Source organism: Dolichospermum sp. UHCC 0406, from assembly GCF_009712025.1.
Classification (GTDB): Bacteria; Cyanobacteriota; Cyanobacteriia; order Cyanobacteriales; family Nostocaceae; genus Dolichospermum; species Dolichospermum lemmermannii.
Map to the genome: position 1 here is coordinate 91,458 of NZ_VILA01000001.1, position 22,547 is coordinate 114,004.

General features: G+C 37.3%; 22 protein-coding genes and 1 pseudogene. 19 read left to right on the forward strand and 4 right to left on the reverse strand.

The genetic code is table 11. The annotated features are described in order from the left end of the window. The coding region (gene smc, locus FJR09_RS00425; RefSeq protein ID WP_168653992.1) for a chromosome segregation protein SMC at window positions 1-3,308 on the forward strand (3,308 nt) is incomplete at its 5' end. 56 nt (window positions 3,309-3,364) lie between these two features. Continuing rightward, window positions 3,365-4,336, forward strand: coding sequence for a hypothetical protein (locus tag FJR09_RS00430; RefSeq protein ID WP_168653842.1), 972 nt, complete (start codon window positions 3,365-3,367; stop codon window positions 4,334-4,336). On the opposite strand, the gene FJR09_RS00435 is transcribed toward FJR09_RS00430, so the two are convergent. After that, the gene (locus tag FJR09_RS00435; RefSeq protein ID WP_168653841.1) at window positions 4,333-4,587 is read right to left on the reverse strand and encodes a hypothetical protein; all 255 of its coding nucleotides are present in this window, start codon (window positions 4,585-4,587) and stop codon (window positions 4,333-4,335) included. The genes FJR09_RS00430 and FJR09_RS00435 overlap by 4 nt on opposite strands. A gap of 255 nt (window positions 4,588-4,842) precedes the next feature. Here FJR09_RS00435 and FJR09_RS00440 point away from each other — a divergent pair, with 255 nt between their 5' ends. From FJR09_RS00440 to FJR09_RS00475, 8 genes are all read left to right on the forward strand, one after another. Further along, window positions 4,843-6,042 (forward strand): AAA family ATPase, encoded by a 1,200-nt coding sequence (locus tag FJR09_RS00440; protein WP_168653840.1) that lies wholly within the window; start codon window positions 4,843-4,845, stop codon window positions 6,040-6,042. Then, complete coding sequence (locus tag FJR09_RS00445; protein WP_168653839.1) at window positions 6,036-6,671, forward strand: DUF4276 family protein; 636 nt, start codon at window positions 6,036-6,038, stop codon at window positions 6,669-6,671. Before FJR09_RS00440 ends, FJR09_RS00445 begins: the two co-directional genes overlap by 7 nt. 245 nt (window positions 6,672-6,916) lie before the next feature. Beyond that, window positions 6,917-7,153, forward strand: a complete 237-nt coding sequence (locus FJR09_RS00450; protein ID WP_015080100.1) for a DUF433 domain-containing protein — start codon at window positions 6,917-6,919, stop codon at window positions 7,151-7,153. 270 nt (window positions 7,154-7,423) lie between these two features. Continuing rightward, window positions 7,424-7,654, forward strand: coding sequence for a DUF5615 family PIN-like protein (locus FJR09_RS00455; RefSeq protein ID WP_235082031.1), 231 nt, complete (start codon window positions 7,424-7,426; stop codon window positions 7,652-7,654). 324 nt (window positions 7,655-7,978) lie between these two features. After that, window positions 7,979-8,200 (forward strand): hypothetical protein, encoded by a 222-nt coding sequence (locus tag FJR09_RS00460; RefSeq protein ID WP_168651648.1) that lies wholly within the window; start codon window positions 7,979-7,981, stop codon window positions 8,198-8,200. Continuing rightward, window positions 8,200-8,610: a type II toxin-antitoxin system VapC family toxin gene (locus FJR09_RS00465; protein WP_168651647.1), complete on the forward strand. Its 411-nt coding sequence runs from the start codon at window positions 8,200-8,202 to the stop codon at window positions 8,608-8,610. The genes FJR09_RS00460 and FJR09_RS00465 overlap by 1 nt, the downstream gene beginning before the upstream one ends. A 348-nt stretch (window positions 8,611-8,958) precedes the next feature. Then, on the forward strand, window positions 8,959-9,291 hold the full coding sequence (locus FJR09_RS00470) for a type II toxin-antitoxin system PrlF family antitoxin (protein WP_168651646.1): 333 nt from the start codon (window positions 8,959-8,961) through the stop codon (window positions 9,289-9,291). A gap of 2 nt (window positions 9,292-9,293) precedes the next feature. Continuing rightward, the gene (locus FJR09_RS00475) at window positions 9,294-9,791 is read left to right on the forward strand and encodes a type II toxin-antitoxin system YhaV family toxin (protein ID WP_015080103.1); all 498 of its coding nucleotides are present in this window, start codon (window positions 9,294-9,296) and stop codon (window positions 9,789-9,791) included. Window positions 9,792-9,984: 193 nt separating this feature from the next. On the opposite strand, the gene FJR09_RS00480 is transcribed toward FJR09_RS00475, so the two are convergent. After that, window positions 9,985-10,851 (reverse strand): DUF2382 domain-containing protein, encoded by an 867-nt coding sequence (locus FJR09_RS00480; RefSeq protein WP_015080104.1) that lies wholly within the window; start codon window positions 10,849-10,851, stop codon window positions 9,985-9,987. Window positions 10,852-10,991: 140 nt separating this feature from the next. Between FJR09_RS00480 and FJR09_RS26050 the strand changes: the two are divergent. The 5 genes and pseudogenes from FJR09_RS26050 to FJR09_RS00505 form a co-directional block, all read left to right on the forward strand. After that, a pseudogene (locus FJR09_RS26050) lies at window positions 10,992-11,239 on the forward strand (hypothetical protein); the annotation flags it as partial. Window positions 11,240-11,344: 105 nt separating this feature from the next. Further along, entirely contained in the window at window positions 11,345-12,334 is a 990-nt protein-coding gene (locus FJR09_RS00490) for a PRC-barrel domain-containing protein (RefSeq protein WP_015080105.1), read from the forward strand. 180 nt (window positions 12,335-12,514) lie between these two features. After that, entirely contained in the window at window positions 12,515-13,576 is a 1,062-nt protein-coding gene (locus FJR09_RS00495) for a hypothetical protein (RefSeq protein WP_015080106.1), read from the forward strand. Between the two features lie 79 nt (window positions 13,577-13,655). Continuing rightward, window positions 13,656-14,141 carry a hypothetical protein gene (locus FJR09_RS00500; protein WP_015080107.1) on the forward strand — a complete coding sequence of 162 codons (486 nt, stop codon included), beginning with the start codon at window positions 13,656-13,658 and terminating at the stop codon, window positions 14,139-14,141. A gap of 187 nt (window positions 14,142-14,328) precedes the next feature. Further along, entirely contained in the window at window positions 14,329-14,571 is a 243-nt protein-coding gene (locus FJR09_RS00505; protein WP_217361105.1) for a hypothetical protein, read from the forward strand. Window positions 14,572-14,575: 4 nt separating this feature from the next. On the opposite strand, the gene FJR09_RS00510 is transcribed toward FJR09_RS00505, so the two are convergent. Both FJR09_RS00510 and FJR09_RS00515 read right to left on the reverse strand, forming a co-directional pair. Then, window positions 14,576-14,836: a hypothetical protein gene (locus FJR09_RS00510; protein WP_041457967.1), complete on the reverse strand. Its 261-nt coding sequence runs from the start codon at window positions 14,834-14,836 to the stop codon at window positions 14,576-14,578. An 84-nt stretch (window positions 14,837-14,920) separates the two neighbouring features. After that, window positions 14,921-16,231 (reverse strand): hemolysin family protein, encoded by a 1,311-nt coding sequence (locus FJR09_RS00515; protein WP_015080109.1) that lies wholly within the window; start codon window positions 16,229-16,231, stop codon window positions 14,921-14,923. 281 nt (window positions 16,232-16,512) lie between these two features. Between FJR09_RS00515 and mfd the strand changes: the two genes are divergently transcribed. The 4 genes from mfd to FJR09_RS00535 all read left to right on the forward strand — a co-directional run bounded on the left by mfd (window position 16,513) and on the right by FJR09_RS00535 (window position 22,495). Beyond that, on the forward strand, window positions 16,513-20,028 hold the full coding sequence (gene mfd, locus FJR09_RS00520; protein WP_168653838.1) for a transcription-repair coupling factor: 3,516 nt from the start codon (window positions 16,513-16,515) through the stop codon (window positions 20,026-20,028). Between the two features lie 106 nt (window positions 20,029-20,134). After that, window positions 20,135-21,403 (forward strand): AAA family ATPase, encoded by a 1,269-nt coding sequence (locus FJR09_RS00525; protein ID WP_015080111.1) that lies wholly within the window; start codon window positions 20,135-20,137, stop codon window positions 21,401-21,403. A 6-nt stretch (window positions 21,404-21,409) separates the two neighbouring features. Further along, window positions 21,410-21,856, forward strand: a complete 447-nt coding sequence (locus tag FJR09_RS00530) for a hypothetical protein (RefSeq protein WP_015080112.1) — start codon at window positions 21,410-21,412, stop codon at window positions 21,854-21,856. 81 nt (window positions 21,857-21,937) lie between these two features. Continuing rightward, on the forward strand, window positions 21,938-22,495 hold the full coding sequence (locus FJR09_RS00535) for a Uma2 family endonuclease (protein WP_168651641.1): 558 nt from the start codon (window positions 21,938-21,940) through the stop codon (window positions 22,493-22,495). The last annotated feature ends 52 nt before the right edge of the window (window positions 22,496-22,547 follow it).

Genomic DNA, 22,547 nt, shown 5'->3' on the forward strand with positions numbered 1-22,547 from the left:
AGGTAGGGGAAGTAGGGGAAAATCTAAAATCTAAAATCCAAAATCCAAAATCGTCTGAGTGGAGTGTTACTCGGCGGTTGCGGGTGTCTCAGCAGGGGGGGTATACGTCGAATTATTATATTAATGGTGTGGCTTGTACTTTGACTGAGTTACATGAGGATTTGGAGGAGTTACGGATTTATCCTGAAGGGTATAATGTAGTATTGCAAGGGGATGTTACCAGCATCATTTCCATGAATGCGCGGGAACGTCGGGAAATTATTGATGAGTTGGCTGGGGTGGCGACTTATGATCGGAAAATTGTCCAGGCTAGGTCTACTTTGGATGAGGTGAAGGATAAGGAGGATAGTTGTCGGATTATTCAGACTGAGTTAAGTATACAATGCGATCGCCTGTCTCAAGATAAGGCTAAGGCGGAAAAGTATCAATTATTGAAAGTTGAATTTATCCAAAAGCAGTCTTGGGAATCTGTATTATCTTGGCGTTCTCTCCAAGCACAGCAAGAAAAGCTAGTTGCACAAGTTCAAGAGGGCGATCGCAATTTCAGTGATTTTACTACTCAGTTAAATACAACTAATTCTCAAATTGATCAAAAAACTACTGAATTAGATCAACTCAATCTCCGGGTAAAGGCTTTGGGGGAAGAGGAACTTCTCTCTGTTCAATCAAATCTCGCTACTCAGGAAGCGGAACGGAAACAACTCCAACGTCAACAACGGGAGTTAGAAGCATCTATTCAAGAATCTACAAGACGGTTAAATCAAACTTATCAAGAAATTCAACAATATCAACTGGCTTTAGAGGAAGCTAAGAAAAAACAAAATATAGAAACGGTAAATGTAACGTCTCTACAAACAGAACGTGACACCGCCCAACAAAATTTAGAATCTTCTCGTCAAGCTGCTGCGGAAATTGCCTCAGCTTCGGAAGCTTGGGTACAACAACAAACAGCTTTAAATCGGCAAATGGAATCTTTGCTGCATACTCTTGAACCGCAACGCACTGAACAAGCGCAATTACAGGAACGGAATACTCAATTACAACAATTGATTTCTGAACAATCTCAGTTAATTGCGACTTTAGAACCCGAATTAGCCCAAAAACAAGCTGAATGTGCGCGTCTGGAAACGGAATTTAATGCTTCTACTCAACCTATTCAAAATTTAGCTGAAAATCTCGCTGCGACAGAACAAGAGTTACAAATTCAACAAGATACCCAAAAGCGACTTTTACAAGAACAACGAGATAAACAACGTCAATTAGATAAGTTAGAGGCACAAACTCAAGCGCAACAGGAAATACAAGGAACACAAGCAAGTAAGGTGATTTTACAGTCGGAAATGCCCGGTTTATGTGGTTTAGTGGTGCAGTTGGGTAAGGTAGATCCCAAATATCAAACAGCGTTGGAAATGGCTGCGGGTGGACGTTTGGGGCATATTGTGGTTGAAGATGATAGTGTGGCATCTGCGGGCATTGAACTGTTGAAACAAAAACGGGCAGGGAGGGCAACTTTTTTACCTTTAAATAAGATTAAAGTCCCGAAATTTACCCAGGATGCAACTCTGCGTTTAGCTGATGGTTTTGTTAATTATGCGGTAAATTTGGTAGAATGCGATCGCCGTTATCATGATGTATTTGCCTATGTTTTTGGTGCAACGGTAGTATTTGCGACTCTTGCCCAAGCTCGGAAAAATATGGGACTATATCGTATTGTCACTTTACAAGGGGAATTATTAGAAACAAGCGGAGCTATGACTGGAGGTAGTAGTAGTCAACGTTCGTCTTTACGCTTTGATAGCGGTGAAGCCGGAGAATCTCAGGAAGTCGCTAATTTGAAATCTCGCTTAATAGATATTGATCGGATTTTAGAACGTTGTGGAGAAGCAATTTCTACTTTAGGAACTCGCACTAAAACATTAACTTTAGAATTAACGGAAGCACGTCAAGGACGCAGGGAACAACAATTATATTTAGAACAGTTAAAGAAAGAGATTAAGAGTTTAACAACGCAGTTAGAAAATACTCGTTCTCAACTTTCCCAAAATACCCAAAAATTTACATCTGCACAATCCCGGTTAGAAGTTTTAAATCGGGAATTACCAGAACAAGAAACTCAATTACAACAATTGCGACATACTTTAGCTGAGTTGGAATCTTCCCAAACCCCTAGCGAATGGCAACAAATCCAAGCTATCATTAAAACCCAAGAACAGGAATTACAACAACGGGAAACAGCGTTAAGAGATGTTCAACAGCAATTAAAAAATCTCGAAAATCAACAACAACGATTACAAGAAAAAATAGAAGAATCCCAAACCAGAGTTATTCAATATCAACAAGAAGAAACGACAGGAAAACAGCAACAAGCAACAGTTAATAGTCAAGTTGAAGAATTGAATAATTTAATTACCGACATTCAGGCTAATTTGCGTAAATTGGAAGAAAACTTAGGGGAAGAAAAGAAAAATCGAGATACAGCAGAAACCGAATTGCGATCGCTCTTATTGCGTCAACAACAATTACAATGGGAAATAGAGAAACTGCAAGAAACTCAACAAAAACGCCGGGAAGATTTAACAGCACTACAAAACCAATTGCGAGATTTAGGTGCAGAATTACCCAGTCCCCTCCCAGAAGTTCCCAATAAAGTTGATTTAGAAGACTTACAAAAAGAATTGCGGAGTTTAGGTAAACGTTTACAGGCAATGGAACCTGTGAATATGTTAGCTTTGGAAGAATTCGATAAAGTCCAAAGTCGTCTTCAAGAACTTACCGAAAAATTAGAGACTTTGGAAGGGGAACGGACAGAATTATTATTAAGAATTGAAAACTTTACCACCCTCCGTCAAAAAGCATTTAAAGAAGCTTTCGACGCAGTAAACGAAAATTTCCAATCAATCTTTGCTATTCTTTCCGATGGTGACGGTTATTTACAACTAGATAATCCCGAAGATCCTTTTAACAGTGGCTTAAACCTAGTCGCACACCCCAAAGGTAAACCCGTCCAACGGCTTGCTTCTATGTCAGGGGGAGAAAAATCCTTAACTGCATTAAGTTTTATTTTCTCCCTACAACGTTATCGTCCCTCTCCATTTTACGCCTTTGACGAAGTAGATATGTTTTTAGATGGGGCAAATGTGGAACGACTAGCGAGAATGATTAAACAACAGGCGGAACAGGCACAGTTTATAGTTGTGAGTTTGCGTCGTCCGATGATAGAATCAGCACAGCGCACAATTGGCGTAACTCAAGCCAGAGGTGCATATACTCAAGTTTTGGGTATTAAGTTGCAATCATCTGATCATTGAAGCAGTCCGCAGAATTGCGTAAGATATATAGTTGTGAAGCGATAGGTTTTTGAAAAATGGACATTAATACGGAAAAAAGTGATGTATATGGGCGTTTAGACATAACTCTGCCCGAAGCAGTATATGAGGCAGGGAAGGTTTCAATAGTTACGATATTGCTCCGTAATCCTTTTAACGAACCAGTTGAGATTTTAGAGATACAAGGTCCACGTTCATCACATCTAAGTGAAGTTGTTAAAGACTTTAGGGCAACATCAAGAAATCAATCTTCTAACTCCAACTCACGGCAAGTTAAAAGAAAACCTGGCTGGATTAAATCATTATTTCAAAATTTCAATGATTTTTTGATGACTCCAGTTGATATTAATGCAATCAACGTTGGTGGATTAGCCATTGAATTTCCAAAATCTAAAAGTGTTCTGAACATAGATGCAAAACCTAATTCTGAAACCGAAATTGATACAGATTTAAGTAACTATGATACGGTTAATATTTCAGTAGATGAAGGTGCAAAAGTAAAATTTTCTCAACAAACTGAAGTGTTACAACCAGCGGAAAAGAAAAGCATGACTATTGAACCGCACTGCGAGGCTGTAGCATATTTTGAGATTTCAACTGGGGGATGGTTATTTTTCACTCCCACACGACGTTCTTTGAGTACACTGGTTAGATATCGCGTAAACAATAGAGAAAAGACGCAAGTAATAACGTCTGAATTTGATGTTAGACCACCATTACTTTCAATGGTAGTTGGTGCAGTCATTGGTTCTGTACTTGGAACGCTGGCAAAAGTTTTAAATACGGTGAAGACTCTTGAGGGTCAAACTCTAATAGTTTCATTAGGTGCTGCTGTTGTAATGAGTTTAATAGCGACGATAGCCTTGTCGCGGAAGACAGGGACTCAAGGTTTTATTACTGTTGAAGACTTTTTTGGTGGATTTGTGGTTGGTTCACTCATTGGTTATGGAGGTTCAGCGTATTTTGAAAGGGCGATTATTCCAACAACGCCAAACTCCCCAACGTCTTAGTGCGATCGCTTGTAGGTTAGGTTGATAAATTGCGATCGCTCATAGGTTAGATTGATAAAGTGCGATCGCTTGTAGGTTGGATTGATAAAGTGCGATCGCTCGTAGGTTAGATTGAGAAAGTGCGATCGCTTGTAGGTTGGATTGGTAAAGTGCGATAGCGAAGCGCTCCGCAGGAATCGCTTGTAGGTTGGATTGATAAAGTGCGATAGCGAAGCGCTCCGCAGGAATCGCTCGTAGGTTAAATTGATCAAGTGCGATCGCTTATAATATACTGAATAGACAACATATATTAGACAACCATTCAAGCATAGGAGCTATCTATGTTGTTACAAGAACTTAAAGAACAGATATTCAAACTACCATCTAGCGAACTGACAAGTCAGCGCTTCGCTATCGCAAAAGATAAATAATTGTTTATTCATTGTCAGGAAATGGATAGCTATTTAGAGTAAAGTCACCCAAAATATTAGCAACAATTTAGTTTTATTTAAAATTAGGAGAAATAAATGGAAGGTAAAAGATTTATTCATAAAATCAAATTACAAAACTTTCTCTCCTATGGAAGTGAAGGGGAAGAAATAGAATTACAACCGCTAAATGTGTTAATTGGTGCTAATACATCTGGAAAATCTAATTTAATAGAAGCTATTGGTATTTTACGCGCAACACCCACAGATTTACCAGCACCTTTTCGTCAAGGTGGAGGTATTAATGAATTTTTATGGAAAGGCAGTAAGGATTATGGTACTCTAGGAGCAGGAGCGACAATTCAAGTAATGGTTGATTATCAATCAGGATTACAAACACTGAAATATAAACTAGAATTTAGTGAAATGAATCAGAGGTTTTTCTTGATAGATGAATATATCCATAATGATGATTTTGTTCATTATTCTTATAATGATAAAAACCTTGAACCTGTTTTTAATTTTCGAGAAAAAGATTTATCGGGTATAGAGAAAATATCTCAAGAAAATTGGAATAAGAATGATTTAAAATCTGATCAATCTATATTATCCCAATTAAAAGCAGCACGTAAATATCCAGAGATTACTTATCTGAGTGATAACTTCAATAAAATAAGGATATATAGAACTTTAAGTACAGATATAAATTCTCAATTGCGTAAACATCAACCTACAGATTTACCCCAACATCCTTTATTAGAAGATGGTAGTAATTTAGGTTTATTTATAAAAGATTTAAAATACCGAATAGGTAATAGAAAAATTATTGAAAAACTCAAAAAATTTTATGAGCCAGCAGAAGAATTAGATGTCACAATATATGGTGGTACAGTACAAATATTTATTCGGGAAGAAGGTGTAATTCAACCAATTCCTGCAACTCGGTTATCTGATGGAACATTGCGGTATTTATGTTTAATGGCTTTACTTTTAGATCCTACTCCACCACCACTAATTTGTATTGAAGAACCGGAATTAGGTTTACATCCAGATATTTTACCGACTATTGCAGAATTGTTAATAGAAGCATCTCAGAGAACTCAATTAATTGTCACAACTCATTCTGATGCTTTGGTTTCTGCGTTAAGTGAATATCCTGAATCTGTAGTAGTTTGTGAAAGAGATGATACAGGAACTCATTTAAGGAGACTTAAACCAGATAAACTCAAAGACTGGTTAGAAAATTATACTTTAGGTGATTTGTGGCGGATGGGTGAAATAGGTGGAAACAGATGGTAAAAGAGATTAGAATTTATATAGAAGGTGGTGGAGATTCCAAAAATCAGAGATCTTCACTTAGAAAAGGATTTAGTAAGTTTTTTTTAAAATTAGTAAAGGAAGCAACAACCAAAAACATTAAATGGAATATCATTATGTGTGGTAGTCGGAATAATGCTTTCCGTGATTTCAAAAATGCTTTAAAATCTCATCCTGATGCTTTTAATGTATTATTAGTTGATGCTGAAGCACCTGTAAATAAAAAATCTCCTTGGGAACATTTAAAATTTAGAGATAATTGGGATAAACCAACAGAAGTTGATGATGATAATTGTCATTTAATGGTACAAACAATGGAAGCTTGGTTTATTGCTGATTTTGCAACGCTGAAAAAATTTTATGGCCAAGGTTTTAAAGAAAATGCTATTCCCAAAAATGCTAATGTGGAAACTATTGCAAAAGATAATTTAGAACCTACTCTCAAAACTGCGACTGGTAGAACTACTAAGGGAGAATATCACAAAATAAAACACGCCTCTGAACTATTAGAATCATTAGATGTAACTCAGGTTCGTCAAGCTTCTCCTTATTGCGATCGCTTATTTAATACTCTAAGATCAAGAATTGGATATTTACAGGATGAATCATAACCTAGTAATTGCTCCTCTTGTGCGATAGCGAAGCGCGACCTAGGAATCGCTCGTATGTTAGATTGATAAAGTGCGATAGCGAAGCGCTCCGCAGGAATCGCTCGTATGTTAGATTGATAAAGTGCGATAGCGAAGCGCTCTGTAAGAGTCGCGCAACGGTGACTTTCAGTTCGCTTTTTTCTATTGTCATAGAACTCGAAAAATCAAGTACAATTAATTTAGTGCCAACATAAAATCTAAATATCATGAATAACCTTCTATTAAATAGAATAACAATTAACCATGATATTTGTCATGGTAAACCGTGTATTCGCGGATTGCGCTATCCGGTGGAAATGATCTTAGAACTTTTGAGTTCAGGCATGAATATTGATGATATTTTAGAAGATTATGATGATTTAGAATACGAAGACATTTTAGCAGTTCTCAGCTTTGCTACTCGACTCACTCAAGTTAAAAGTATTCTCCAATTAGTTTCATGAAATTCTTGATTGATGCTCAATTACCAATGCGAATTGCCAATTTATTAGAGAACTTAGGTTGTGATGTTAGAGGATGTTTGAAAAGTATCAGAATTAATCGAGATCCCCCCAACCCCCCTTACAAAGGGGGGCTAAATTCCTCAAAGTCCCCCTTTTTAAGGGGGATTTAGGGGGATCTGCGGGTGTCAGATCCCACACGAGAAAGTTTTCAAACATCCTCTTATACATACCAAAAATCTTCCTTTAAAAAATGCAACTCCAGATTCGGAAATCAACAAACTATCAATCCTGGAACAGAGAATTGTTATTACCAAAGATAAAGATTTTTTAGATTTTTTTTTAATCAAACAAGAGCCTTACAAACTACTACTAATAACCACAGGTAATATTAGTAATAAACAAATTGAACAACTTTTTCTACAAAATATTACTCAAATAATCGAATTGTTTTTGACCTATGATTTTTTAGAAATGACTAGAGATAGTTTGATTATTCATTAGTGCGAGTTCGCCTGTTGGGGAAGCGTAATCAGCGATCGCTCGTAGGTTAGATTGATAAGGTGTGATAGCGAAGCGCTCCGCAGGAATCGCTTGTAGATTGGATTGACCAAGTGCGATAGCGAAGCGCGACCTAGGAATCGCCTGTAGGTGGATTGATAAGGTGCGATAGCGAAGCGCGACCTAGGAATCGCTCAAATTAGACTTATAAAGCAAGATCGTTTATAATATACTGAATAGACAACATTAGACAACCATTCCAGCATAGGAGCTATCTATGTTGTTACAAGAACTTAAAGAACAGATATTCAAAAGAGGTAAATAGTTATGCAAAGTATGAGAGTGCGATCGCTAATTGGTAAAAATGGACTTTTACAAATTCAATTACCCGAAACAACGGAAGGAACGGAATTAGATATTATTCTTGTTTATGAATCAGCATCACCAACAAAAACAACAATAAAATTGAGTGATTTTTATGGTTGTATTCAAGATGAAACATTTATCAGACATCCACAGCCAGAACAAGCAGAAAGAGAGCTATTTTGATGATTTATCTGCTAGACACTAATGCCTGTATTATTTATCTCAAGGGCAAAAACTTTCATTTAAAACAAAAGCTGGATAATATCCCACTTTCAGAAGTCGCTGTTTGTTCAGTTGTGAAGGGTGAATTATTTTACGGATCAATTCGTAGTGCTAACCCAGAGCGTAATCTGACGTTACAGCAAGGATTTTTGAGTCAATTTGTGTCTTTGCCTTTTGATGACCAGTCTGCTAGAATTTTTGGCAAAATTCGCGCCCAACTTGCTGCTAACGGAACACCTATTGGAGCTTACGATTTACAAATTGCGGCTATTGCTTTAGCGAATAATTTGATCTTAGTTACCCATAATACTAAAGAATTTTCACGCATTCCCCAACTACAATTGGAAGACTGGGAAATAGATATTTTGTAATCTTTTAACTGTAAGCATTACAGCTATCAATGCGATAGCGAAGCGCTCCGCAGGAATCGCTCGTAGGTTGAATTGATAAATTGCGATAGCGAAGCGCTCCGCAGGAATCGCTTGTAGTTTGGATTGATAAAGTGCGATAGCGAAGCGCGACCTAGGAATCGCTCGTAGGTTGGATTGAGCAAGTGCGATAGCGAAGCGCGACCTAGGAATCGCGCAAGCACTAACCAAAGGTATCGCTTGTAGCTCAGTTCTGCCGTTAGATTCCAAAGCAGAAATGTCACTGTTGACAAGACAATGCACTTGCATTACGTTAGAGATATAATTTAACCGATAGGTTTAGAGGTCGCTATGGCTGTAATACCAGCCCCATCTTCAGAATCTACTCTTACTGATCGCTATCAGACTACAATCCCTGATCCTGTTCGCAAGTTCCTTGGCTTGGATAAGCGTGATAAAATCTGCTACACTATCCAGCCTGACGGTAAGGTAGTGATTTCTCGCGTCGACAAAACAGAAAGCGATCCTATACTTGGACAGTTTTTAAATTTTATTGCAAGAGATATCGAGAAGAATCCTCAGCACTTACAAGCCATTAGCTCTGATTTAGTCAGCCGTGTTCAGTCCTTGGTTGCTGAAGTCGATCTTGATCTTGATGCACCACTCTCTGATGAGGATGAATAAGTTTGTCTGTAAATCAACCGCTAGTGATTAATGAGTGGAACATATTTGCTCATCCTCTCTTCCTTAACCAGTTTGAAGAACTTCTGACCCAGGTTGAACATTTGCGTCAAAAGTATCCTCAAGAATACAAGAAAAAAAACGCCACAAAGCGTCTATCTGCCATAGCAAAGCTGGCATTTGATGTTATTCCTCAAGACCCAACACGTAGTGATTATCGCCAAGGCAATACGCTTGTTGACGATTACAAGCACTGGTTTAGAGCTAAATTTTTTCAGCAGTACCGACTGTTTTTTCGATATCATCAAGAGAGCAAAATAATTGTTTTCGCCTGGGTTAACGATGAGAACTCTAAGCGATCCTATGACAGTAACACAGACGCTTATAGAGTTTTTAAGAAAATGCTGGAAAGTGGTCATCCTCCAGATAATTGGAATGACTTACTCAAAGATGCAAAAGATGAAACTAATCGTTTAGAAAAAGCAGTCAAAGCAGAAATTTAACTGGCTAGAAATAAGACACATACACAGCCTAACGAATCATTGGAGCGGATAATATTGTGATATTTTGGTATTGAGTTGAGTGCGATGCCTGCGGCGAGCGAAGCTATCGCAAAATCAAGAAATTTATAGGCGATAGCGAAGCGCTCCGTGAGAGCCATTTTCCCAAGACGCAGAACTGCTGTTTCGAGGTTTCTTAGTTTCTTCTCTCAGTTACTCGTTGATCATTCCGAGTCACGTCTAATTCTTCACGACGAATAGTATCTTCCGCTTCAACTGTATCCTGTTCAACTATTTTCTTGATTTTTACTCCTCCTTCACCTAAATCAGCTTCAGTTAGTGATACATTTTTAACACCCGTTTCTGCATCAGTGTGTTCAATGACTATACGTTCTCTTTGCACAGGTACAGAAACTGTTACCATTTCAGTATATGATTGCTTACTAACAGTTACTTCTCCTGTCTTCACACGAGATTTATTAGCTACTAAACGTTCTTCATATAGTTTCAGGTTTTGGTGATCCTGCTCATTCACATTGTAAAGATTTGGTTCTTCCTCATACCTATATGTATTCCGTTCAACAGGAACAGCAGGAGTAACTATTGTGCGCTCATGAGAAACTAGTGGAGAATCTACAGCTATCGGTGACTCTAGCGGTGTTGATGACTCTAAAGGTTCTTGTGCTATTGGTGGACGATAAACACCCCGCACCCGTTCCTCATAGTCGTAATCAATTTCTTGCAAATCTTTAAAATCTGGTAAATTTTCTACCTGCTGCTTTGTCAGCTTATTCGCGTACACCCGACGTTTATCATAGTCAATTCGGGAACGTCCAATTGGTAACAATACTTGTCTACCAAAGAACCAAAAACCTGTGTCCACAACTAAATAACGCAACCGCCCTGAATCATCTACCAATATGTATTTAATAGTGCCAACTTTATCATCATCTATGTCTGAATAGACATCAAAATGCTTAATCTTTTCAACTTCACTGCCATCCAACCCTGGACTATCATAGTTAGAGTCAGGAGTAAAGTCTTCAATTTTGTATAAAGCCATATTCGTTTAGCTCCAAACAGCTATACTTATAATTTTAAAAATAAAATTTTTTACTTCTTCTTTCTCAAGGAAGATATTAATATCAATAAATCTTGCTGTTCTGGTGGAAATGTATTATCAGGATATCCAGCTACAATTACGAAGTTGATATGTTTTTAAATGGGACAAAGGTGGAATGATTAGCTAGAATGATCAAACAACAGGCGAAACAAGCTTTATAGTTGTGAGTTTGCGCCATCCGATGATAAAATCAACACAGCGCACAATTGGCGTAATTCCAGCCAGAGGTGCATATACTCAAGTTTTGGGTATTAAGTTAGGTGACAGGGAACAGGGAACAGGGAACAGAAAACAGGAAACAGGAAAGAAGTTTACCAATGACAACTGACCAATGACAACTGACCAGTGACAAATTTCTGTTAAAAATAGTGATATACATAAACCGGATTCGAGATTGCCTACGGCACGCTACGCGAACAGGAAGAACTATAGAATGACTTCAGAACAAATAGTTAGACGTTCAGATATATTAAACACTCAGGTAATCACCCGCGACAACGGTAAGCGGTTAGGTATCGTGAGTCAAATCTGGGTTGATATTGATCAAAGAGAGGTTGTGGCACTTAGTCTGCGAGACAGCCTCATCTCTATTTCTAGTTTGCCTCGCAATATGTATCTCAACACCATTAACCAAATCGGTGATGTTATCTTAGTTGATAACGAGGATGTCATCGAAGATGTGGAAGTAGAGATTCTCAGTAACCTGATGAACTGGGAAGTCATCACCGAAACAGGTGAAGTCTTAGGCAAGGTGAGAGGCTTTAAATTTAATGGCGAAACGGGTAAAATATACTCCATAGTCATTGCCTCCTTGGGATTACCGCAAATTCCTGACCAGTTTTTGAGTACCTATGAACTGTCCATAGATGAAGTTGTCAGCACTGGTCCGAGTCGCTTAATTGTGTTTGAAGGTGCTGAAGAAAGAGTAAACCAATTAACCGTAGGCGTTTTAGAACGGCTGGGAATTGGTAAAGCCCCTTGGGAACGAGATGCAGAAGAGGAATTTGGCTATACGCCCCCCCGCACAGTTGCCCCCAGCAATCAATTACCTAGCGGTGTACCCCTCCAAGCACCCCGGCCAAAAGTTCGCATTCCTGAACCTATAGCCCAGGAAGAGGAATGGACGGAAGACTACGTAGAGGAAGAAAGACCCCAGCGGCAAGTCATGAAAGCCCGTTCCTACGAGTCAATTCAGTATGATGAAGATGAAGAAGATAACTGGAGTGACGAAACAGTCAGAGATAGTTATCAGGAAGCACCCAGAACCGCAGCCAAACCTGCTAAAAAGACCTACGCAGATCAGTATGATGACTATGATGATGATCTCGAAACTGATGCTTGGGATGATGCACCAAAGCCTGTGAATATTCCCAAAAAGGTCAAGGAACGACAGGTGGAATACGAAGAAGAAGGCGGATATTAAGTTTTGTAAACCCCCTCTACTATAAGTATGAGGGGGTTATTTTTTTGGAAGGGAAAATTGTAGTTGAATATTAATGCTCTTATGGCTGCTAAATTGTAAAGTTAATGGTTTACCTGATGATACAATATATTTAATTTTTATGAGTTATTCAAATGCCCAATTTTAGGTACAAATAACCCTATGCAAGTGAAAATCATTGGAAAAGCAAAAGATTTACGAACAAATACAGATATTCTTTATGCTCAATTATCTATACAAGACTATTTAGATTTAGTAGGCGATAACTTTGATGATTATGAACCTCAAAGAAAACGCGAGAAATATAAAGCATATGAACGCATGAAAATTGACATCATGGATGGTGCTTTGTTACCTTCCATAACTCTCGCAGTAAAACCAGAACTAGTGAGTGATATCTTACCCATTGTACAAAAAGATGACTGGCAAGAACTTGAAAGCGCGTTAAGTAAACCAGGACAAGTAAATATTTTAGATGGATTACAACGGACGTTTATTCTAAGCGACATAGCCAAAGATAAATTTAACTTTAATCCAGAACAGAAAGTTCTTGTGGAGTTCTGGCTTGAAGGTAACATCCGAAATCTTATTTACCGGATTATTGTCCTAAATGCAGGACAGAAACCTATGTCGATGAAACATCAGATTGGTCTTCTATTCATCACTCTAAATGACACACTGAAAGCCGAAATACCAGATATTGAAATTTTCAAAGAAAAAGAATCTGCACGCCGAACAAAGGCTAGGAAGTACCCTCTCGATAGAATTGCCACCGCATATCAAAGTTTTATAACCAAAAGCCCAGAAACACAGAGACAAAATGTTGTCGCACAGAAATTAGTGGAAGAAGAAATTTTAGATTCTACAGAAGAACAACTTGGAGATCAGTTTGATGCTTTCAAAAATTATCTAAGAATCTATGCTGATTTAGATGTTGAAGTATCTCGAATATATATAGGAAATGCTGATCAAGAAATACCAAATGGTATAAAATGGTTTGGAGAAGAAAGTGTGATAAACTCTTTTTTCGCTGCCCTTGCCCTTGTATCTAGCAATAATTCAGAGCGAGTACAAAAGGCTTTAGATACTCTTCTAAAATTACTTAGAGATACCAAAGAAGATGATGATCCTCTCGCATTAGAAAAATTACAGGAGTTAGAAAGTGGATTTAATGCGCGTAAGGTAAGTCTGGGCTTTGCAAAAATGCAAAAAGGAAACTTCTGACAAATGGATTCAAAGAATACTTTCGTGAAGCAGGAAAAGAAAGTTTTGTTAATTGTTGGATAACAGCAGCAGAGTAACTATGAAATATGACGATTATAAAAATAAATATATGGATTCTGCACCTATTTGGGGAGGATTTTTTCATTCAAATGCTGCATCTAGCTTACCAGAAGCATATCGTTTTACGCCTTCTAAATTGATTGCTAGACCTGGAATTGATATTCCAACTTCCTATCATAAAGAAAGTTGCATTCGTTCGGTAGTCCAACCCTATGCCTTTGAAAGATTTTTGAAGCTTTATCACCTTCTAGAACTGATTTTTGACTGGAACTTAGTTCAGCAAATAAAAAGTTTAAATGATGATTTACAAGGAATAGGACAATTACTCAATCAATATAGTAACAATAGGGAACTTGATTTATTAAAAAATCTACTCAAAAGTAAATGTGATGATAAGAAAAAAGTTGATAAAATTGCAGACTGTCTAAATAAAATTAACTCTTCAGACTATTTAGATAAGGGAATGAAGATTTTTTTCGATTATGGTAAAGACGGTAATCCTTAGAGGATGTTTGAAAACTTTCTCGTGTGGGATCTGACACCCGCAGATCCCCCTAAATCCCCCTTAAAAAGGGGGACTTTGAGGAATTTAGCCCCCCTTTGTAAGGGGGGTTGGGGGGATCTCGATTAATTCTGATACTTTTCAAACATCCTCTTACAACAAAATTAATAATATTACTCCATTTAAAGATTTGATGTCTGAAGGAGGTTTCATTGCAGCTAATAAAAGTAATACGAGGATCAAAGGCATATCAGAAAACAACTATGATGATTTGGTGATTAATTTTTCGGCTTATTGTATATATCGTGTGAGATGTTGTACTGCTCACAATCGCATAGGTGAGTACGTTATGTCCAATGATGACGAAGGATTCGTTGTTGAATTTGCTGAACCACTGCTTCGTGAGGTACTTTGTCAGATATTTACTGAGTGAAGATTCAGAAAGATAGATTTAAATCAAAGTTTTCTGGTAATTCAGCATCTACAACCAAAATCCCCTCTTTTCGATATACATTTGCTTGGTTAGAAGAAACTACATTAGTTGTTTGTAAGTTTGTTTCCGTATTTCCTTCAGCAAATAGATTAGTCAAAGCATCAATTTTTTCTGCAACTGCTTGCAAAATAAACTGTTCCGTTGAGATTCCCTGACTGCTTGCTAATTTTTCTATCTTTCGTTGTATTTGTAGAGGAAAGTTCATAAACATTAACGGCATTAAGTTTACATAAATTATAGCTAGAATCTAACTACTGATTTTGCCATTTTTGTTAAAGAATTGTAATTATTACCCATTACCCATTCCTTTGGGTACAACTAATACCTTATCAACCCGATTTCCGTCCATATCCATAACTTCAAACCGCATATTATCCCATTCAAAATGATCAGCGGCTGCGGGAATCCGTCCTAAATGGGTAATCACAAAACCGCCTAAAGTTTGATAATTTCCTCTTTCTTCAGTTTCTAATTCTTCCAGATCAAATAGTTCTAAAAACTCTTCTATTCCTAACATTCCATCTACTAACCAAGAACCATCTTCCCGTTGTACAGCTTGGGGTTCTTCTTGTCCTGGTTCTGCGGGAACATCACCGACGATTTCACTCATAATGTCGTTAAGAGTGACTAAGCCTTGAATTACGCCATATTCATCTACAACTAAAGCCATGTGTGTAACGGTTTGTTTGAATAATTCTAAAACTTTTAAACCGCGGGTGCTTTCCGGGACAAATACGGGTTGACGTAATCCTAGTGTTAAGTCAAAGGGTTCATTCCGTAAACTTCTCGCTAATAAGTCGGTGACAGGAATAATTCCCAGGACGTTATCTAATCCTTCTTGACAAATTGGATAGCGAGAATAGCCGTTTTCCACCATTTTGTGGCGATTTTCTTCAGGAGAGTCGTCTAAGTCTAACCAAACTATATCAGGACGGGGTGTCATAAAAGAGGTGACGGCGCGATCGCCTAACCGGAAAACTCTCTCTACCATGTCCTGTTCGGCTTCTTCAAATGTCCCCGCTTCTGTCCCTTGTTCTATGAGTATTTTAATTTCTTCCTCTGTAACCTGGGGTTCAGCAGAGGGTGTAATTCCTAAAATTCGCAATACTAAATCCGTAGAAGCGCTCAAAATTTTAACTATAGGTGAAGCTATTTTTGCTAAAGTCCCCATGGGGATAGCTACTAAAGCCGCGATTTTTTCAGGGTTATTTAAAGCCAGACGTTTGGGGACGAGTTCACCGACAATCAGGGAAAAATAGGTAATTAGTAATACCACTATGCCAAAAGCGATCGCATTGCTATAATTCGCTAAAACTGGGACTAATTTGACATACTCTTCCAGTCTTTTGGCAATGGTAGCACCACCGAAGACACCATTAAGGATATTAATGAGTGTAATCCCTACTTGGACAATAGATAAAAAATGGTTGGGAGATTCTGCGAGTTTTAATGCAGCCCTTGCGTTGATATCTCCTTGATTGGCTAACTGCTGTAGTCTAACTTTCCGGGCTGAGACTACGGCCATTTCCGACATTGAAAATACACCATTAGCGAAAATTAGCACCAAAATCGTTAAAATTTCAAACGTGAAGGAAGACATTTTTAAAATTGCTGGTATAAAGAGTAAAAGTATACACAGGATGAGAAATCCAGTTTATTTAGACATTTTATTAGTATCCATTATTTTAGGTAATTCTCTGAATAATTTGACTATACACAAAGTAGTAGCTATATTTCTTCTATCTATTAGTAGTTAAGCTGGATTCTTTGCGATTCATCTTCTAGAGTGCCATGAAAACTTTTAAAATAGCTAATATAAACTGCTTTTAGATTTTGACATCAGCAGCGACTTCCTTTTTTAGCGTAAGATATTTGAAATATATGGCCTTTTCTTCTATTGTGCGTGCTTTGGCGCGATCGCCTCTTACCGCCGAACTAATTACCAAACTCAACAAACAACGGGAATTGCGGTTAAATGGGATTTCTCGTCTCCCCAAGGGACTGGTAGCTTCAGCATTAGCAAACTATGAAGATCAGGATTTGTGCGTCGTCTGTGCCACCCTAGAGGAAGCTGGCCGGGTTTTCGCCCAAATGGAAGCAATGGGCTGGAAAACTGTGCATTTTTACCCAACTTCTGAAGCTTCTCCCTATGAACCTTTTGACCCTGAAAATGAGTTAAGTTGGGGTCAAATGCAGGTTTTAGCGGATTTGGTAAATGGTCAGTTGCAAAAGCAAAAAACTGCCATAATTGCCACTGTGGGGGCATTACAGCCACATTTGCCACCTCCGGAAGCGTTTAAATCATTTTGTGTAACCTTAGAAAAAGGGATGGAATTTGATTTAGATGGGTTTGGGGAAAAAATCACTCTTTTGGGATATGAACGAGTTCCTCTGGTGGAAACTGAGGGGCAATGGAGTAGACGGGGGGATATTGTGGATGTGTTTCCGGTGTCCTCAGAGTTGCCTGTGCGCTTGGAATGGTTTGGCGACGAAATTGAACAAATTCGAGAATTTGACCCCGCTACCCAACGTTCTGCTTTGGATAAGGTGGAAAAAATTACTCTCACCCCGACAAGTTTTGCACCTATTATTTCAGATGCACTGAAAGATCTACCAAATGTAGAGACGTTCCAGGGAATTTCTTCAGAGTTAGGAACATTAGAAGGAAGTCGGCGGTTTTTGGGGTTGGCTTTTACAAAACCCGCTTCATTATTAGATTATTTATCTGAAAATACTCTTGTCGCCATTGATGAACTAGAACAATGTTATGCTCATAGCGATCGCTGGGTGGAAAATGCTAATAGTCAGTGGTCAGTAGGGGAGAAGCATTTAGAAGACCATTTTTTGCAACCACCGATAATTTATCTTCCAAATGCTTCGCCGGTACAGTTGTCAGTTGCATTACCGAAAATTCATCGAAATTTTGATGAGTGTATAGCGGAAATTGGCAATTTTAGAAAGTTATATTTATCGGAATTATCAGAAGAAAATAGTGGACTGAATTTAGCTAGTAGACCTTTACCTGTTACACCTCATCAATTTGCAAAATTAGGGGAAACAATTAGAAAAGAACGCGAACGCAATTTTGCAGTTTGGATACTTTCGGCTCAACCTTCCCGTTCTGTTTCTCTTCTGCAAGAACATGATTGTCCCGCGCAGTTTATTCCCAATCCTCGTGATTATCAAGCTATTGATAAACTGCAAATTAATCATATTCCAATTGCCCTTAAATATTCCGGTTTAGCAGAATTAGAAGGTTGTATTTTACCTTCTTATCGGTTGGTTATTGTCACCGATAGAGAATTTTATGGACAACATTCCTTAGCTAATTTTGGCTATGTCCGCAAACGTCGTCAAGCGACATCTAAACAAGTTGATCCTAACAAATTACGTCAGGGAGATTATGTAGTTCATCGTAGTCATGGAATTGGTAAATTTGTCAAATTAGAAAGTCTGACAATTAATGATGAAACCCGTGATTATTTAGTTGTTCAATATGCAGATGGTTTGTTAAGAGTTGCGGCTGACCAAGTTGGTTCTTTATCTCGTTTCCGCACTGGTGGAGATCAAGCCCCAGAATTACACAAAATGAGCGGAAAAGCTTGGGAAAATACGAAGAGTAAAGTTCGCAAAGCCATTAAGAAATTAGCGGTAGATTTATTAAAATTGTATGCAGCCCGTTCTCAACAACAGGGTTTTTCCTATCCTCATGATATGCCTTGGCAAGAAGAAATGGAAGATTCTTTTCCTTACCAACCTACCACAGATCAACTCAAAGCGGTACAAGATGTGAAACGGGATATGGAAAGTGAAAGACCGATGGATAGGTTAGTATGTGGAGATGTGGGTTTTGGGAAAACAGAAGTAGCAATTCGGGCGATTTTTAAAGCTGTTACCGCAGGAAAGCAAGTTGCACTTTTAGCCCCAACAACAATTTTAACTCAACAACATTATCACACAATTAAAGAACGTTTTGCCCCTTATCCTATAAATGTAGGTTTATTGAATCGGTTTCGCAGTGCGGAAGAAAAACGTAATATTCAAAAACGACTGGCTACGGGAGAATTAGATATAGTTGTGGGGACGCATCAATTATTAGGTAAAAGTGTCCAATTTAAAGATCTAGGACTTTTAGTAATTGACGAAGAACAAAGATTTGGAGTTAATCAAAAGGAAAAAATCAAAAGCTTAAAAACTCAAGTTGATGTTTTAACTCTTTCTGCAACTCCCATTCCCAGAACCTTATATATGTCATTGTCGGGAATTCGGGAAATGAGTTTAATTACCACACCACCTCCCACCAGAAGACCAATTCAAACCCATCTTTCACCGCTCAACTCCGATGTTATTAGAAGTGCAATTCGACAAGAATTAGATCGAGGTGGACAAGTATTTTATGTAGTTCCGCGAGTAGACGGAATTGAAGAAACCACGACAAAATTGCGAGAAATGGTTCCTGGAGGCAGATTTGCGATCGCTCATGGTCAAATGGACGAAAGCGAGTTAGAATCAACTATGCTCACTTTTGGCAATAATGACGCTGATATTCTTGTTTGTACGACAATTATTGAATCTGGTTTAGATATTCCGCGAGTTAACACAATTTTAATTGAAGATGCTCACCGTTTTGGTTTATCTCAATTATATCAATTACGGGGTCGGGTAGGACGGGCAGGAATTCAAGCTCACGCATGGTTATTTTACCCCAAACAACGAGAATTATCTGATGCTGCTAGACAAAGATTAAGAGCAATTCAAGAATTTACTCAACTCGGTTCTGGATATCAATTAGCAATGCGAGATATGGAAATTCGCGGGGTGGGAAATTTGCTAGGTGCAGAACAATCTGGTCAAATGGATGTAATTGGCTTTGACTTATACATGGAAATGTTAGAAGAAGCAATTCGAGAAATTAGAGGTCAAGAAATACCCAAAGTTGAAGACACCCAAGTTGACCTTAATCTCACCGCATTTATTCCTGCAACCTACATTCCTGATCTTGATCAAAAAATGAGTGCTTATCGGGCTGTAGCTACAGTAAAATCAAAATATGAACTCAAACAAATTGCTGCTGAATGGACTGATAGATATGGGACTATTCCAGTTCCAGCTAGTCAGTTATTACGAGTTATGGAACTCAAACAATTAGCTAAAAATCTCGGATTTAGCCGCATTAAACCAGAGAATAAACAGCACATTGTTTTAGAAACACCAATGGAAGAACCAGCTTGGAATCTCTTAGCAGAAAACCTCACTCCCACAATGAAAGCAAGGTTTGTTTATTCTCCTGGGAAGGTAACAGCGAGAGGTTTAGGAGTGTTTAAAGCAGACCAACAATTGCAGACTTTAATAGATACTTTTGTAAAAATGCAAGGGGCAATTTCTGAAACTCCTTAAGTGTAGGGTGGGCAATGCCCACCATTTTTCATATATTCCTGAAATTATAGTGTAAAATCTTAAGATAACGAGCAAGGTAAAATAATGATATTTTTGGGAGGTTACGATGTTTAAACAAGTTACTTTAGAGAATTTTAGAACTCATAAATCAACAACTATAGAATTATATCCAGTAACTTTGTTAATTGGTAATAACAATTCTGGTAAAACAAATTTTTTAGCAGGAATACAACATTTTTGTAATCTTGTCAAAAAAGGAAACCCTGATAATAAATATAGAAATGTCACTGGAATAGATTTATATCCATATAAATACAGACTTGCTAAAGATGATGAACCAATGTCATTTTCCATTTTATGGAATAACAAGAGGGGAGAAATTAATTATAAAATAGAAATATGTGAAAGCTCTAATTTTAGATACAATGCTAGTTGTCAAGAAAAAATAACTATCCAATTAGCTAATAATCAAATATCTAAAGAGCTTGAAAGTGGTTATAATCAGCCTACAAATATACTAGAATTAAGCAAAAAAATACAATTAGATCCATCTTTAGAGGAAAATGAAAAAGCACTATGTGAGTTATTTTTTCTTTATTTTACTAATACATTTAATTATCATTTTCAACCTGCATTCCTCAAACAAAAAAACAATCAGGATATAGATGAAGAACAACACAATGAATTTAATAACAGTCTTGAAATAGAACAAAGGAGAATACCAGAATATTTAGGAGAAACAGGAAGTAACTTTCAGTCACTTCTACGCCATGTAAAAGAAAAAGAACAACGTATATTTTCATCATTTATTGCCAAAATGAGAACTGTTGATACAAGTTTTATTGGAGTTCGTTATGATCCAAATCGTTCCAGTTTAATCTGGGAATTCGATTTAGGACGTAAAGGTTCTGTAGAAGAATTTATGCCAGAAGTTGTATCAGACGGCTTTATGAAAATTGCTGCAATAAGTTTGCTTGCATCATTGAGAAGACCACCTGCTATTATTATGCTGGAAGAGATAGAAAATGGTATTAATCCAGGTAATATACAACAACTAATGAATTGGATTTGGCAAGCAACATCACCTAGTCAAGATGGTTTTGTAAAAACACAATTTATTTTAACTTCTCACAGCCCTTCAGTTTTGAGAGAATTTAATCAACATCCTGATCATGTTTATACAGTTCGTTTAGATAAACGTAGTCGTCAAAGCGATGTGAGAAACTTAAATACTGCACTTGATACCCTTGTAGGAATTGGAGCAATTAAAGATGATGAAGTAGAATATGAAATTGAAGAAAACACAAATAAAAAGTTAATAAAAATACCAAAATATCAGTTAGCAGAACTTTGGTACACAGGGACAATTGGGTAAAATATCATGAATACTATTAATGTGGGAATTGTTGGAGACGGGCTAACTGACTATAAAGTGTTTGGAAAAATTGTTGAATGTATTTTATTAGAAGAAATATCAGAAAATGTCAAATTTGATATTATTCTACTGATTAGAAAAAACATTTTTGATCATGTTCAAAAATACAAAAATGCCTGTCGCAAAAATCCTGAAGGGTATTACTTACCCAATAAAATAGCAGTAGAACTAAGAGATAGTATATGTGGTACAATTATCCAAGCTTTTGAGGAGTTTAAAGATAATGTAGATATTTCCTATAGTGATATTCTTTTAATAACTACTGATACGGAACATATTCTTAAAGATAAAAATCAATATTTTGATACTTGGGCAATTAGTTTATCGCATATTTTGAGAGAAGCAATTGAAATATCTCGTTTATACTGTATGTGGTATTTACATCACAGATAAAAAAGATCTAAAATAAATGTAGAATATTTAATAGATTCCCTAGTTTCACCCCTATTAATTAAAATTCCCATAGAGGCGACAATGGTTTTACAATTACTCAGACACCAATTTACAGTTAAGCAATTTCACCAAATGGCTGAATCTGGTATTTTGTCAGAAAATGAAAGATTAGAATTAATTCGCGGAGAAATGATTGATATGTCCCCTATTAGTACAAGACACTCAGGTTGTGTTTTATTTTTAAGTAACTTACTAGCGTTGCTATTAGGAGGTCTGGCCTTAATTAATGTCCAAAACCCAGTAGAATTAGATGAAACTTCTGAACCTCAACCAGATATAGCATTATTAAAACCCCGTGCAGATTTTTATAGAACTGCACACCCCCAACCAGAAGATATATTTTTGTTAATAGAAGTTGCCGACACAACGATAAAATATGACAGAGAAGTAAAAATTCCTTTATATGCAGAAGCAAATATTCCTGAACTTTGGTTAATAGATGTTAATCAGGAAGTTATAGAAGTATATCGAAATCCTCTCCAGGGAGTTTATCAAGATATACAGAAGTTAGTAAAAAATCAGACTTTATCAATTTTAGCTTTTCCTGATGTCAGTATTAATGTGACTGAAATATTTTAAATTATCCAGTCATCTTAAAAGGGCTATTTCTGATATACATTTACAGGGTTGC

Excerpts from the sequence above, each read along its gene's own strand:
- FJR09_RS00450 (WP_015080100.1), top strand. The coding sequence starts at position 6,917 with ATGAATAACCTTCTATTAAATAGAATAACAATTAACCATGATATTTGT.
- FJR09_RS00490 (WP_015080105.1), top strand. The coding sequence starts at position 11,345 with ATGACTTCAGAACAAATAGTTAGACGTTCAGATATATTAAACACTCAG.
- FJR09_RS00445 (WP_168653839.1), top strand. The coding sequence starts at position 6,036 with ATGGTAAAAGAGATTAGAATTTATATAGAAGGTGGTGGAGATTCCAAA.
- FJR09_RS00495 (WP_015080106.1), top strand. The coding sequence starts at position 12,515 with ATGCAAGTGAAAATCATTGGAAAAGCAAAAGATTTACGAACAAATACA.
- FJR09_RS00430 (WP_168653842.1), top strand. The coding sequence starts at position 3,365 with ATGGACATTAATACGGAAAAAAGTGATGTATATGGGCGTTTAGACATA.
- FJR09_RS00465 (WP_168651647.1), top strand. The coding sequence starts at position 8,200 with ATGATTTATCTGCTAGACACTAATGCCTGTATTATTTATCTCAAGGGC.
- FJR09_RS00480 (WP_015080104.1), bottom strand. The coding sequence starts at position 10,851 with ATGGCTTTATACAAAATTGAAGACTTTACTCCTGACTCTAACTATGAT.
- FJR09_RS00530 (WP_015080112.1), top strand. The coding sequence starts at position 21,410 with ATGAATACTATTAATGTGGGAATTGTTGGAGACGGGCTAACTGACTAT.
- FJR09_RS00535 (WP_168651641.1), top strand. The coding sequence starts at position 21,938 with ATGGTTTTACAATTACTCAGACACCAATTTACAGTTAAGCAATTTCAC.
- mfd (WP_168653838.1), top strand. The coding sequence starts at position 16,513 with ATGGCCTTTTCTTCTATTGTGCGTGCTTTGGCGCGATCGCCTCTTACC.
- FJR09_RS00510 (WP_041457967.1), bottom strand. The coding sequence starts at position 14,836 with ATGAACTTTCCTCTACAAATACAACGAAAGATAGAAAAATTAGCAAGC.
- FJR09_RS00500 (WP_015080107.1), top strand. The coding sequence starts at position 13,656 with ATGAAATATGACGATTATAAAAATAAATATATGGATTCTGCACCTATT.
- FJR09_RS00470 (WP_168651646.1), top strand. The coding sequence starts at position 8,959 with ATGGCTGTAATACCAGCCCCATCTTCAGAATCTACTCTTACTGATCGC.
- FJR09_RS00525 (WP_015080111.1), top strand. The coding sequence starts at position 20,135 with ATGTTTAAACAAGTTACTTTAGAGAATTTTAGAACTCATAAATCAACA.
- FJR09_RS00515 (WP_015080109.1), bottom strand. The coding sequence starts at position 16,231 with ATGTCTTCCTTCACGTTTGAAATTTTAACGATTTTGGTGCTAATTTTC.
- FJR09_RS00440 (WP_168653840.1), top strand. The coding sequence starts at position 4,843 with ATGGAAGGTAAAAGATTTATTCATAAAATCAAATTACAAAACTTTCTC.
- FJR09_RS00460 (WP_168651648.1), top strand. The coding sequence starts at position 7,979 with ATGCAAAGTATGAGAGTGCGATCGCTAATTGGTAAAAATGGACTTTTA.